Below are 14,669 nucleotides of genomic sequence, written 5' to 3'. Positions count from 1 at the left end.
ACAAAAAAGGCTCTCAAATTATTGAGAGCCTTTTTTGCCAAATAACTTTTCTATTTTCCATTTTACATTCGCATAAACTTTCATCAGTCCATTAGGAATAATAAACGTTTGTAAAACATCTTTTAAGTGCTTGCTTGAATTGGGTCTTGATAAATACAAGGAAATGAAAGCAAAATAAATACTTTGAAAATATTGATTTCTTATTTTAAAAACATTCGTCAGCAATAAATAATATTCACCAAGAATAGGTTTAATCAGATGGGTATATTTATAGCCTAATTCTTTATCAACATTTGAATACATAAACATCCTATTCTTAATAAAAACCTCATCAAGGTTACTGTCTGTATAACTCATCCCGCCCAAGTGTCTTCTATAAACGCACATTACTTCTGGTAGATAACCAATATAGCCTTTGCTTGATAGGAGAAGGTAAAGAGGAATATCACCGCTTTTAGATAACAAGAACCAATCTGGAAATTTATCGCCGATTAGATGTCTCCTAAACATTACACTGGCTGTAGCCATAAACCATACTTCCTTTTTAGTCAGTAAGTCTTCAGGATATATTTTGTCTTTTTGGTCAGGCGGATTAATATTCTCATTGGGTCTTCCTGTACCATCCTCGTATGCCATGATGGCATTATGAAAACAAGCTGATGCTTCTGGATTTTGCTCAAGAAAATCATATTCCATTTGAAGTTTATGATTGTTGATTAAATAATCATCTCCTTCAATATGGACGATATACCTGCCTTTGCATTGGTAAAAAGTATTGACAAAATTACCTTTGCCAGGGCATTTCTTTGAGCCCTGATTTACTTCATACAAAAGTGGTACGATAATATCTGGGTATTGATTGGCATATTCAATGAGAATGGCTCTAGAAGTATCAGGGGAACAATCTTCGCCAACAACAATTTCAAATTTGAAATTAGTAACTTGATTTACTAGACTATCTAAGCACTCTCTAAGAAAATGTTCGTGATTATAAACAGTAACAAGAATGCTTACCTCAGGTTTGATTACTTCAGACATTATCAGACGCGTTATATGATTAATTAAATTAAAGTAAGTAGTGTAGAAAACAATAACAATTAAAGCGCAGCTTCAGCATAACCAAAACCACTGGCTCCAAATCCGTTTCCGTTATAAAACATTATTTTTTTATCAAGGTGATTCATCACCAAAGGATATTCTATCATTTCAGCATCCCAACCAGTTTCGGATACATCAATCCCCACTTGGTCGTCTAATCTTGTCCAATCCATACCATTATCTGATTCTGCATAGCCAATTCTGTAGCTTCTTGCTACATTGTTTCTATAATCATCAATGGCTCTGTAAGAATACCACATTTTATAGATACCATCTTCTATTAAAACAGATGGACGCGAAATACCACCTTCTACTGCATCTTTATAATCAATGGCGATTTTCCCTTGGCGAACCCAATTGATACCATCTTCAGATTCCGCATATTTAATATTATAACAAGGTTCTAGCTTTCCATCAGGCGCATTATACCAATGTGTACAATTAAGATACCATACTTTAAAAATGCCTTTGTCAAATAAGACACAGCAACTGCCATTAAAAAGAGGCTCTGTAGCAATGGTATGAATGACAGGTCCTTCAAATAGCTTGGTGAAGTTTAACCCATCAGTACTTTTGGCAATTCCGATTGAATTATGGTATGGAATGGTATTTCTAACTGTCCAACCGATGTAATAGAGCCACTTTTCGCCATTAGGATGATGCAATAACCAAGTTGGCATAATACCACAGTCATCAAATGTACCTGCTGTCCCTAATTCAAGAATGGGCTTATCATGCACATAAATTACTTCTGCTAAGTTTGTAGGATTCAAATCCAGAAAAGATGCAATACACCTTCCTTTTTGGTCGCGTGCAGAATAATAAATTCTTACTTTGTCTTCAAAACTAGTGTCTGCACAAACCACATGAGCATGTGTTTGATTCCAGCCAAATTTGCCATCAGGCTTATATATCAACCCCTTTTTCTCCCAAATCATAGATTAATGTCTTTACTTGAAACTTTTGCTTTTTCTGCTGGATTACCTTTATAAATACTCCATTCATCTGTCTTCTTGCCAGTAAAATTCGTTCCCATCGCTATCAATGTACCTTCTGCTAAATGCACGCCATCTCTAATAGTCGCGTTTACCCCTAAAAAACAATAAGGCTCAACAACACAGCGACCAGAAAGTACGATATGAGAGGTAAAATAAACATGGTCTTTAATCACACTATGATGCCCAATATGGTTGCCCGACCAAAGTACTACGTCGTTGCCAATCGTTACAAAAGGCTGAATGGTGTTATCTTCTAAAATAAAGCAGTTTTCACCGATTTTATCAGTCAATACTGTAGCTTTCGAGCTGATGTATGAAATAAATTCATAGCCTTTATCCTTTGCTTCTTGATATACTTTTGCCCTTACCTGATTCATTTTGCGTTCAGAAAGAGGAGCAAAAAACTTATATTCAGTCGTGGGATAAAGCGTAGTTACCTCCTCAAATGGAACTACTGGAAGTCCACAAAAAGTAGGTTCTTTGATATATGCTTGATTGACTGTAAAAGCAACAATTTCGTGCTCAGAGTCGTGTGTTAAATAATAGTGCGCTAATTCTGCCACTAATTCCGTTCCGAAAACTACTACTTTTGCCATCCTGTAAGGTATTTATTAAGTATGAAAACCATTTCTTTTAATATCATCTACACTAACTCAAAGTTATCTAAGAACTCTTTAATCGTTTCTTTTGAATTAAACATCAACACATCAATGATTGAAAGCCAAGGTACAAACTCATTTTTAAATTGAGGGTAAACACAAGGTTTACTTTTGATAAAAAACAATTCCATCTCTTTTTTGCTAAAAGCAGATTTATCATATAATTCAAGTCCACCAATCGGATTAATATATGTATCAGCTTTTTCTTGCAAGCAGATATCTATAATCCTTTCCTGTGCCTTTAAATAAGTGTTGACGTATATACTTGAGCTTGATACAATTTCAGTAGTAATATTTAGGTATTCAGCAATAATTGTTAGGTTATTCGTAATTACTGCTGAAACATTGGTCTGTTCGGTATTAATCGTTTTTTCAATTAATGGAAGAACATCTGCATAGAAAGGAGCTTTTTTATAGCTTAATTCTATCGTTTTTTGAAACTTATTTTTCCAAGCAACATCCCAATTTATATCAATTGTATTAATCAATTTATTCTGGCTTGCCTCTTTCAATGGAATGGTAAATAAACTATCTTTTCCATTGACTAATATCCTGTTACGATTAATCCAACCCTTGTTGATATAATTAACATCATCATAAATTATAAATTTATCAACAGCATTAATTAATTGAAAATACCCAATGTATGGGAATATATAGGGTTGCATAATGGCAATTTTCATAGTCAGTCATTAAGGATAACTAGCGTAATTTTCGGAGGTAATAATCTTCACCTTTTACGATTACATTAACCATCGTTGTATCTGTCCCCAAGCGAATATCGCCAATTTGGGGTTTAATAACACTTTTAGCAAAAAATAAATAATCAGCTTCTTTAGGAATAGGTCTAAGCCCTTGTTCAAATGGGTTAATAACGATTAACTTTCTAGTTAATTTATCTCCCCAAAGCGGATATTCATAATCATCATTTATCGTTGCCAATGCCACAGTGGCATTTTGTGGAACAAGCTTATTGAAATTCTCATAAGCCTTAGTAATGTCGGGACGGGCTTCTGTTAATATTTCCATTCTCGTCATATCAAAAGCCGACTTTCTACCATACGCACTTATTGGTAAACATCTATAGTTTAAAAATGTTGCTAAAAGCCCTGAAACAATACCAATGGCTACCACAAAACCTACATAGGTTTTTAAGAATACATGATTAGGCTTTTCGATAGAATATTTTCCTGTGAAAAGTAAGGTAAGAAAAGGCACAGCAAAAATTGCTGTACTTATCATGTATCTACCTTTCCAAGGGTCGTAGGCAGCAGTATAGGATAATGCTACGAAATGTAAAACAAATGCAAGACCCAAATAATAATAAACAGCCTTGTTTCTGATAACGCCGATTAATACAAGGATAATCAATGGAATAATTAACGCAAATCCGAAAATGCCCCAATAGGGACTCATATTATAAAACTCGAATCGTTTATCATACGTAAATGGAACAATCGTAAAATTAGTTTCAGCTTCTAAACGAGTTTTGAGCACATTTCTTTCAAACCACATAATTGGTTTTTTCATGGCTCTGTTCAGCTTTTCTCCTTGATCCCAATTTCTAAAACCATCTAAATTGATTAAGTCGATACTATATCTGAGGACATTACGAGACCCCTGTTTAATGAGATTTGCCTTTGTGCCTGCTCTGTCAATAGATTGGTGTTTTAAAGCCGTTGGAGGGCCAATCGGGTGATGATATTCCTGAATATTAGGAATGTAACCAGCTGGAAGTGTAAACAATACAAACCCAAGCACAAAAGCTACAAACAGGTGTTTAAAATGAGCAAATGTTATATGAAGGAAATTGCTTTTTTTGTCGTCTTTGAAAACAGTATAAAGCAATATCAAAAACACAGGAGGAAGCGAAAACACAAACGTTATTTTATGACCTAAAGCTATGCCAAAAGTCAGTCCTGCCAAGTAAATGTATCTTCTTTTCTTCTTTTCATTAAAGCTAAATAGAAAATATACCAGACACCCCAAATAAGAAGCAAGCACTATATCAGACTCAGTTGTAATGGCTTGTTTTAATACATCAGGCAACATCAAAACCACTAAGCCACAAAAAAAGCTTGCTGTAAGGTTTTTGCTGATACTTCGTGCAATACCAAAAACGCTGAATCCTATCATCCAATAAGCAGTATGATGAATGGCTTTGAACCAGTTTTCAACCTTGCCAGACATTAGGTAATTATAGAGTTGGATCGTACAAGCACTTCTAGGGTAAGTATCTATGTTCCAATTAGTTCCACCAAAATGTGCCATCGTTCCATGTTGAAGGTAGTACAACAAACGGTTTAAATGACCAGTCATACTGTCCCATTCATTAGGTGGAGTATAGCAGATTAGGATAAAGTTGGTGATTTCAATAATCGCTAAGGTAATGAAAAGACCACCGAAGATAAATTTTAAGAATAGTGATAAATTGCCAAACCAATTCCAAACGGCTTGGATTCTGCTGCCAATTATTTGAAAAATAGTAAAGTTTTCGTTCCTATCTTTCCCGAAGAAATTGTTGAATTGAATATAGAAAATATAAGCAGGAATAAATACACCAACTGCCCAGAACCTTCTATCATTCATTTTATTGATTTCAGAAAGCGTAAAACCTGTTAGGATAACACTTCCACAGAAAACAACATAAGCAATAATAATGATGTCAATTAATGATTTTTGACAAACTCGTGCCGATACTCTAAATACAAAGCCAATGAAAATGGCAAATATGATAGGATACAAGAAAGTCATATTGTTTATGAAATAGTGTTATTAATTATCGTACTAATTCTTTCAACATCGGTATGTGCTAAATCATAGTAAAGAGGCAATGCTAGAGCTCTAGGAGCAAAGTCATCTGAAATTGGACAATTACTTTGTTCGGTAACAAACTTTAAGGTACTTAAAGAAGGGTAGAAGTATCTTCTAGGAATAATGTTTTCAGCTTCAAGCGCCGCTTTTACTTGTAATAATGCTTCTTCTGATTCCAGAAAAATAGGATAGTAAGCATGGTTACTTACTATAGGTACCTTCACGACAGGTTTGACTAATTTATCCCAATTCAATAGTCTGTCGTATAGTTCAAAAATCTTTTTCCGGGCTTCTACAATTTCAGTAACCTTGGGCAAAACACATAACCCCATTGCTGCATGGAATTCAGAGTTTTTACCATTTATGCCAATGGTATAATAAGTATCACTCTTATGTCCGAAACTTCTATAACTATCAATCAAATAAGCTAAATTATCATCGTTTGTAAAAATTGCACCGCCTTCTGTCGTATGAAAAACTTTAGTAGAGTGAAAACTACAAGTGCTTATATCTCCAAAATTAAATAAAGACGTTCCATCTACTTTTACCCCAAAAGCATGTGCCGCATCATAAATTAATTTGATGTTGTGCTTTTTGGCAATATCTGCCAATTTTTCTACTTCGCAAGGATTACCATATACGTGAGTAGCCAAAATAGCTTGTGTATTTTCAGTAATTAGTGCTTCAATTTTTGAAGGGTCTATACAAAAATCATCAGGAGAAATATCAGCAAAAATAGGCGTACAGTTTTCCCACACGATTGAATGAGAAGTAGCACAATATGAAAAGGGAGTAGTAATTACTTCTTTGGTAACATTCAATACTTTCAGTGCTATTTGTAAGGCAATCGTTCCGTTACTCACATAAAAGCAATGCTTTACACCTAAGTATTCTTTGAGTTTTTTTTCTAATTCCTGAACTAAAGGTCCATTATTAGTTAATTGGTTTCTCTGCCAGATACCTTCTACATATCGCTGGAATTCTTCAATTGGAGGTAAGTATGTTTTTGTAACGTTTATCATTTGTTGATGCTATGCTAGAATAAGTAATAAAAAATAAAATATACTTGGTCCTAAATAACATTTTCTAGTTCAAGTTGAGTAATAGGGAAGTTGATTTTTGGTCGGATATAGCCCGGCCATTTTCCATACCATTCACTACCCTCACGATAATCTTCAATCTCAAAAATCAATACCTCTCCGAAATTATAAATTACACTAGACTTATCTTTGACAGCCATTAATGAAATCGAGTAAGACCCATCATTCATAAAATCAGCAGGAATCTCGCATTCTGCATAGATTACTCCTTTTCTTAAGTTCAAAGATGGCGTACCAATGTTAAAAATACATTCACCCGTCAAAGAATTAAGATGGAGGCTAATATTAGTATCAATATCATCGACCATACTCCAAAATTCAATTTGAATTTTGAAAGAAGTCCTTACATCAATATGTTTTAAATTATCGTGATAATCAGGCGTAAGTTTTACTTTCTTTAATCTAATGCTGTCATTACCAGGGGCTTCGTTAGGATTCGTCCAACTTGATTCTAAGGCTGTTTTTTGTACATGGCTTAGATAAGTTGCCAATACCTGATTGGTTTCGCCCATTTCAAGCAATTTGCCTTTTTGCATATACATTGACTTATTGCAAAGCCCTTGTACAGCCGTAAGGTTATGGCTTACAAAAAGAATAGTTCTACCCGAAGTAGAAGCATCTTTCATTTTGCCTAAACATTTTCGCTGAAACTCAGCATCACCTACCGCTAGTACTTCATCAACGATTAAGATTTCTGGTTCTAAGTGGGCAGAGATAGCAAAACCCAGACGTACGTACATCCCAGATGAATATCGTTTTACAGGAGTATCTAAAAACTTTTCAACACCAGCAAAATCAACAATAGCATCAAAATGCTTTTTGATTTCCTGTCGCTTCATTCCTAAAATAGAACCATTTAAGAAAATATTTTCTCGTCCTGATAATTCTGGATGAAACCCCGTTCCAACTTCTAATAAACTGGCTACCCTTCCTTTTATCTTGATTTTCCCTTGTGAAGGCTCAGTAATCCTACTCAATATTTTAAGCATTGTTGATTTCCCAGCTCCATTAGAGCCAATGATACCAACCCTATCACCTTGATTAATCTGAAAACTAACATCCTTCAAAGCCCAAAATTCTTCATGGCTTATTTGTTCTTCAGTTTTCTTTGAGAATATGTTTTTTAGTTTATCCGTGACTACCTCTCTCAGCGTATCAGCTTTCGCATTACTTTTGATGTGGTCGATAATGTATTTTTTACTTATATTTTCAGCTTCAATTACCGTCATTTTCAAGGGGTTTTTTTACATTATTTTTTCAAGTTAGAATAATGTTAAATGTAATCCACAAAAGAGTTTTCTTTTTTCCGGAAAAAAATAATTGCTAGTGTAGTTGTGATTGTTACAAAAATAATTGTTGGGATAAATGAATTCCATTCAAAATCTTGATAATTTGGAATTAAACACCATCTAAACCCTTCTATGATGCCTGCTAATGGGTTAATCCACTGATAAATGGGATACCAAGGAAAGCTTTTAAGCGAAGCCAGCGGATATGCCACAGGGCAAACAAAAAAGCCGTATTGAACTACTAAAGGAACTATTTGTTGAAAGTCTCTGAATTGTACATTTAACGAAGCGAAAATTACCCCCAAACTAAACGAAGCAAAAAAGGCTAAAAATAAAAAAACTGGTACAAATAAAATATTTATAGTAGGTGGGTATCCTTTATAAATCAGAAAAGGAATCATTACAACAAAGCCAACGATGAAGTCAAGCAAAGGAACAGCTACAGCACTTAACGGCATTAATAACCTAGGGAAATATACTTTAGAAACTAAGTTGGCATTACCAGTAATACTGTTGCTTACTTGTTGGAATGACATCGCAAAGAAGTTCCAAAAAATAACTCCTGTAAAAATAATAATTTGCAAAGGTATTGCAGAATGACTTTCAATTTTAGCTACTTTATCAAAGGCAAAAACGAAAACTAGCACTGTAAGTACGGGTCTGAAAATAGCCCAAGCTACCCCCACAAATGTTTGCTTATACTTTACGGTAATATCTCTAATTGCTAAAATATAAAGTAATTCTCTGAATCTCCATAAGTCTTGCCAATAGTACTTTTCTGACCGTCCTGACTCTATTACTGTTTCGTGCATAATATTTTTAAAATTATTCTTCTGTCTTGTGCGCTATTTTTCCAAATGTTTTTGAAAATACAATATATAAGATTGAGAGAAATAGGCCCAGAACAGTTCCAATAATTGTTCCTTTTGTAATTCTATCTATTTCTTTAGGAAAAGGTAATTCTGCGTCATCAATAATTGTAAATAGCGGAGATTCCTTTACCATCGAAAACTTCATATTGTCTAAGCTTCTTACAGCTTCAAAATACAAACTTTGTAATTGAGAGCTATTGGTAGATAAACGTTGTTGTTGGATTAAGCCTTGCTGAACGATTACTTGTTGATTTTGGTCAGCAAATCTTGCCGCTGCACCTTGCGTATAATATAGTTCCTTTCTTAAAGAGTCTACTCGTCTTTCTACTAAATTAAGTAGATCTTTAGTCTTTTTGGTCTTAGTCTCAATATAAAAATTAGTAATTGTTTTCAAGTAAAGATGAGCCCATTCGTTTGAAAGCGTATCATTCCTAGTGATAACATGCAAGGTCACAAAAGAAGCTTTTTTACTCTCATTTACCATGCTAGTCAAGGGCATCAAGAAGTTCTGAATAGTTCTAAGATAAGCCTTTTCTTTAATCGTACACTTATCAAAAGCATCATGCGTAAACTTGAAAGTTTGAATCACCTCATCATCATACATTTCAATTTCACGAATTCCACTTTTTTTCAAGACATAATTAGCAAAAATTTCATCTTTACCTTTTATTTTCACTCTTGTAAGTAGTGCTCTATTGTAAAGGTTTTTAGTCCTAATCAACTCGTTAAAGTTCTCGCCAGTAAATAAATTAGAAGAAGGAGCTGCGCCAGTATTTACCCCGAAAGCACTTGCTAAATCAGATAACCCGCCTCCACCTGAACTACTACTATTTTCCATATTAAACAATATAGTCGCAGTATAAACAGGTGGTTTTCTAGTGATTAACTCCCATGCTAGTCCACAAGAAGCACCGACGATGGTAGAGATAAGTATTACCTTCCAGTTTTGTACTATCAGTTTTTTTAGCTTTACTACTTTTAAAGCAATGTCTTCCAGAGAAAACTGATCTTCAGGTAATGTGGTATGTTGTTTTGCTGACATTTTAAATCCTAAATTATAATATTACTTGAAAGCTCTGATAAGTGCAAAAACAGTCCCTAGACTTGTTAAACCTATTGATATTGTTTGAATCGTTTGTAATACCTGTTGCGTAGCACCTTGTCTGATATTCAAACTTGGAACGATGATTTCTGAACCCGGATAAACTTTAGGATATATGTTAATTATTCCCAAGAATTTTCTTGTTCTATCAACAGAGCCATTAGCATAGATGATATAAGAACGCTTGCGTGATGATAATTCTGTAAAACCACCTGCTTCAGAGATATAGTGTTTAAATGGCAAGCCATCAATATATCTCGTTGAAGTAGGGTACAATACTTCGCCTTGCATTCTTACAGTTTGTGGCTCTTTAGGAATTTTAATGATGTCGCCATCTTGTAATAACATATTCGCTGGAGAATCTGGCTTGTCTAAGGCCTCTACTAAATCAATGCCTACTGATTCAGAAGTTTCTTCTTTAACAGCTTTTACTTTTACAGAGGCTTCTTGCGTATTGTCTGAAAGTTCGCTAAACTGTTCGCTTTTTCTGTCAGCTTCTTGCTTACTTATTTTAAATTTACGCACTAACGTAGCTCCTTTTGGATACGCTTGAGCATTTAATCCTCCCGCTCTAGCGATTACATCCGAAATACGTTCATTTTTTCTTTCTAGTCCATATACACCTGGAAATGTAATCTGTCCTTCAATAGAAATAAACTGTTGTTTTTCGTAGTTTGGAGACGAACGAACAAACACTTCATCAAATGGCTCTAAGATAAATTTAGAAGCATTTGGATCAAGCGATAAATTATTATTGATAGAAAAATTAAAGCGTTCTCCAATCGTTGAATTGATTTGCGCTGGGTCGTCCTTACCAATATTTTTCTTTCTTCTGATTACTTCAATTCTACCTGTAGCAGCAGATTCTTTTAAACCACCCGCCTTTTCAATTAAATCCTCTACAGTCATATTGTAGATAAATGGAAAAGTACCAATAGGAGAGTCGTTATTAGGGCTTTCGCTTGGTGTTTCTGAAACCCCAGTGGAGCCTTTATCTGTAGCACTCGTTAAAGGTGCTGTGTCTTTCAAATTAATTTCTCCCTGAATTCTGACAGTATATTTTTCCATTAATTCAACTACTGAATAAATAGTCACAATATCTTCACGACGAAGGGCTATATCAGGAATTTTACCTGAGGTAAGGTCGTTGTAATTAATAGAAATATTTTCTTTGGTTAAATCATCACGAAGTCTGGTAATAGTTATTCTTCCAAGAAAAGCATCTTCTCTGAAACCTTCTCCTCGCTTGATTAACTTTGTTAGTGTTGGGCTATCATTAACCGAAAACTTTCCTGGTCTGAACACTGCACCTTCTAACGTTACAGCATTTTCAATTCTGTTCGTTAAAACTTTTTCGACAGTAATAATATCGCCTGGTTTTGGATAAAACGATGAAATTAAATCATTGCTTAAATCGATTAATTTACTTTCCTTTTCAGTAATACGCTGAACTTTCAAGAGACCTTTATAAGCCATCGCTGTAAAGCCACTGCCATATTCATTGATGATTCTTTCTAAGTTTTCGTTTGGTAAAACCTCAAACACAGCTGGCTTTTTTACTTCTCCTATAATCTCAACTCTTGATTTATAAGCACCTACTTGGATAAGGTCTTGGTCTTGTAGACCAACGTTTTGGCGTAAATTTCCTGTTGTCAACAAGTCATATAAATCTACTTGTGCAATTAGTTTTTTATCTCTTATTACTTTAATCTCACGGAATGTACCATTTTCGTTAGGTCCGCCAGCTAAATAAAGTGCATTCATTACCCTTGATAGAGAAGAAATAGAGTAGGTTCCTGGGGCTACTACGTTTCCTAATACCGAAACTCTGATAGTTTTGATGCTACCAAGGGATACTGTGGCAGTAGTATTGGCAGGAGCACCACCATAAGGCTTAAGGCCAATATAAATTTTTGATAATCTATCAACAATTCTTCTCTTAGCTTCTTCGATGGTAATGCCACTTACAAAAACATTCCCCACTTTCGCGATTTTGATATATCCATCTGGCGTAACTGGAAGTGTATAATGCTCTTCAGAATATCCATTAATGTCAATCACTAATTCGTCACCAGCCCCTAATATGTAATTTTTAGGCGTTGGGATATTAAGTGAACTTTCAAAAGTAATGTTTGGATTATTGAAAATATCGATACCAAATATTTTTTTGCGATAGGCAGCACTCGCAGAATCTGCACTTGATAAAGCTTTCTCTGCTGATTTTGCCTTCAAACTATCACTTGATACTTTATTGCTACCTGCTGAGTTTACCTTTCTCGGGTCTGCGTTTGGCAATTTTGTTGCCGATGTTTGAATTTTAGCACCCTGCATAGGTAACGCTAAATTTTGAAGATCTCCGAGGTTAAAGGTTTGACCATTACTACGATTTGATAGAAAGGAGAGACATAGAAAAAGAATAGAAACGATAAATTTACTAATGTGTGAAGAAATAAATCGTACGCCTACCTGATTTGGGCAATCGTTTGCTTGCATGATTTTAAACATATAAATTGTTGCCTGTGGGTTTAAAAGGATTCTTTATGCTATCAATTTAATCTTATTGACAATGTTTGATAATTCTAAACAAAATGCAAAGTAAAACAACTTTTAGTAATTTCTAACGCCCTCCGTCAATATTAATTATGTGTCATAAGATTAAATTACGCTAATTTTATAAATTCTTAATGTTTTTGTAGCTTTGTTTCTCTGATATACGGAATAGTGAAAACGTACAATTTTGTATTGAATCATTTTTGTAGTAATTATTAGTTTTTAATTGTTGTTGGATAGTGTTTATGTTGAAATAAATGCTATAGTAGTACTAAATCCTTGCTTGAATATGTCAACAAACCCTACTTCAGTACAATATACAGAAGATAATATTCGCTCTCTTGACTGGAAAGAGCATATTCGCCTTCGTCCAGGTATGTATATCGGGAAATTAGGAGACGGTTCTTCTATTGATGATGGTATTTATGTCTTAGTGAAAGAAATCATGGATAACTCTATCGATGAGCACATGATGGGAAACGGAAAAACCATTGAGATTAAAATCAGCGACCATCGGGTAGAAGTTCGAGATTACGGTCGTGGTATTCCGCTTGGGAAAGTGATAGATTGTGTCTCTAAGATTAATACAGGAGGTAAATACGATTCTGGTGCATTCCAAAAATCAGTAGGGTTAAATGGTGTTGGTACGAAAGCGACCAATGCACTTTCGTCGTATTTCAAAGTTCAATCTTTCCGTGAGGGTAAAACCAAATGGGCTGAATTTAAACAAGGTGAATTAATCGCTGAATCGCCAGACGGAACAGAATCTAATGCCAGAAATGGTACGTTAGTGATGTTTGAGCCTGATAATACTATTTTCAAAAATTATCATTACATCCCTCAATATTTAGAAAATCTTATTTGGAATTATGCATATTTGAACGCTGGATTGACAATCAATTTCAACGGTCAGAAGTATTATTCACAAAATGGATTATTTGATTTGTTGAGTAAATATTCTGCCGAAGAAGAGCGCAGATACCCAATCATTCATTTGAAAGGCAATGATATTGAAGTAGCACTTACGCATGGAAATCAGTATGGCGAAGAATATTATTCTTTTGTAAACGGACAAAATACTACACAAGGAGGCACGCACTTACAAGCTTTTCGTGAAGCCATCGTTCGGGCGGTTCGTGAGTTCTATAAAAAGGATTATGCTCCTGAGGATATTCGGGCTAGTATTGTTGGCGCTATTGCCATTCGTGTACAAGAACCTGTTTTTGAGTCGCAAACTAAAACGAAGTTAGGTTCAAATAATATGTCGCCTGATGCTAGTTCACAATCTGTAAGAAGCTTTATTGGAGATTTTATCAAAACTAATCTTGATAATTATCTGCATAAAAATCCTACAACTGCTGATGCTATCAAGAAAAGAATTGAGCAGTCGGAACGTGAGCGTAAAGACATGGCAGGCATTAAAAAGCTAGCCAATGAACGTGCTAAAAAGGCCAATTTACATAATAAAAAACTAAGAGATTGTAGAGTACACCTGACAGATGAAAAAGCAGATAACAGATATGAATCGATGCTTTTTATTACCGAAGGGGATTCTGCCAGTGGTTCAATCACTAAATCTAGGAATGTGCAAAGCCAAGCCGTATTTAGTTTGAGGGGTAAGCCTTTGAATTGCTTTGGCTTAACCAAGAAAATAGTGTACGAAAATGAAGAATTTAATTTACTTCAACATGCGCTAAATATTGAAGAAGGATTGGAAGGACTTCGTTATCATAAAATTATTATCGCAACCGATGCCGATGTGGATGGTATGCACATTCGTCTGTTAATGATGACTTTCTTCTTACAATTCTTCCCAGATTTAGTAAGAAACGGGCATTTATATATTTTGGAAACGCCTTTGTTTAGGGTAAGAAATAAGAAAGAAACGATTTACTGTTATTCAGACGAAGAACGTTTGAATGCTATCGAAAAGTTAAGTCCAAAACCAGAGATTACTCGTTTTAAAGGCTTAGGTGAAATTTCACCAGAGGAATTTGGGAAATTCATCAACGATGATATTCGATTGGAACCAGTGATTTTGACAAAAGATACAACGATACCTAAGATTCTGACTTATTTCATGGGCAAAAACACGCCAGACCGTCAGAAGTTTATCATTGAAAATCTAATCATAGAAAAAGACCCTGCCGAATTAGCGGCATAAATTCAGCGAAGTTCGCTCTAATA

11 protein-coding genes are annotated in these 14,669 nt (G+C 34.7%); 1 reads left to right on the top strand and 10 read right to left on the bottom strand.

Features of this window, described 5'->3' with window-relative positions; genetic code table 11:
- Positions 1 to 18 precede the first annotated feature (18 nt).
- From AC07N0_RS19195 to AC07N0_RS19150, 10 genes are read right to left on the bottom strand one after another with little or no spacing between them, the layout of a single operon-like run.
- Positions 19 to 1,038: a glycosyltransferase family 2 protein gene (locus AC07N0_RS19195; protein WP_494590547.1), complete on the bottom strand. Its 1,020-nt coding sequence runs from the start codon at positions 1,036 to 1,038 to the stop codon at positions 19 to 21.
- Positions 1,039 to 1,097: 59 nt separating this feature from the next.
- Entirely contained in the window at positions 1,098 to 2,036 is a 939-nt protein-coding gene (locus AC07N0_RS19190) for a glycoside hydrolase family protein (RefSeq protein WP_492799146.1), read from the bottom strand.
- Positions 2,033 to 2,692 carry an acetyltransferase gene (locus AC07N0_RS19185; RefSeq protein ID WP_323246810.1) on the bottom strand — a complete coding sequence of 220 codons (660 nt, stop codon included), beginning with the start codon at positions 2,690 to 2,692 and terminating at the stop codon, positions 2,033 to 2,035. The genes AC07N0_RS19190 and AC07N0_RS19185 overlap by 4 nt, the downstream gene beginning before the upstream one ends.
- 47 nt (positions 2,693 to 2,739) lie before the next feature.
- On the bottom strand, positions 2,740 to 3,438 hold the full coding sequence (locus tag AC07N0_RS19180) for a WbqC family protein (protein ID WP_494590546.1): 699 nt from the start codon (positions 3,436 to 3,438) through the stop codon (positions 2,740 to 2,742).
- A 19-nt stretch (positions 3,439 to 3,457) separates the two neighbouring features.
- Positions 3,458 to 5,509 (bottom strand): glycosyltransferase family 39 protein, encoded by a 2,052-nt coding sequence (locus AC07N0_RS19175; protein WP_494590545.1) that lies wholly within the window; start codon positions 5,507 to 5,509, stop codon positions 3,458 to 3,460.
- 5 nt (positions 5,510 to 5,514) lie between these two features.
- Entirely contained in the window at positions 5,515 to 6,591 is a 1,077-nt protein-coding gene (locus AC07N0_RS19170; RefSeq protein WP_494590544.1) for a DegT/DnrJ/EryC1/StrS family aminotransferase, read from the bottom strand.
- A gap of 50 nt (positions 6,592 to 6,641) precedes the next feature.
- Entirely contained in the window at positions 6,642 to 7,898 is a 1,257-nt protein-coding gene (locus AC07N0_RS19165) for an ABC transporter ATP-binding protein (RefSeq protein ID WP_492799150.1), read from the bottom strand.
- Positions 7,899 to 7,942: 44 nt separating this feature from the next.
- Complete coding sequence (locus AC07N0_RS19160; RefSeq protein WP_492799151.1) at positions 7,943 to 8,770, bottom strand: ABC transporter permease; 828 nt, start codon at positions 8,768 to 8,770, stop codon at positions 7,943 to 7,945.
- Between the two features lie 13 nt (positions 8,771 to 8,783).
- Entirely contained in the window at positions 8,784 to 9,872 is a 1,089-nt protein-coding gene (locus AC07N0_RS19155; protein WP_494590543.1) for a hypothetical protein, read from the bottom strand.
- A gap of 21 nt (positions 9,873 to 9,893) precedes the next feature.
- Complete coding sequence (locus AC07N0_RS19150; RefSeq protein WP_494590542.1) at positions 9,894 to 12,425, bottom strand: polysaccharide biosynthesis/export family protein; 2,532 nt, start codon at positions 12,423 to 12,425, stop codon at positions 9,894 to 9,896.
- 346 nt (positions 12,426 to 12,771) lie between these two features.
- Here AC07N0_RS19150 and AC07N0_RS19145 point away from each other — a divergent pair, with 346 nt between their 5' ends.
- A complete protein-coding gene (locus AC07N0_RS19145; protein ID WP_494590541.1) occupies positions 12,772 to 14,646 on the top strand; it encodes a DNA topoisomerase IV subunit B in 1,875 nt (624 codons plus the stop codon).
- Positions 14,647 to 14,669 lie beyond the last annotated feature (23 nt).

Source organism: Arcicella sp. GW821-FHT09D11, assembly GCF_059416265.1.
Note: the sequence above shows the minus strand (reverse complement) of the source record. Positions and strands in the feature narration are given on the sequence as shown.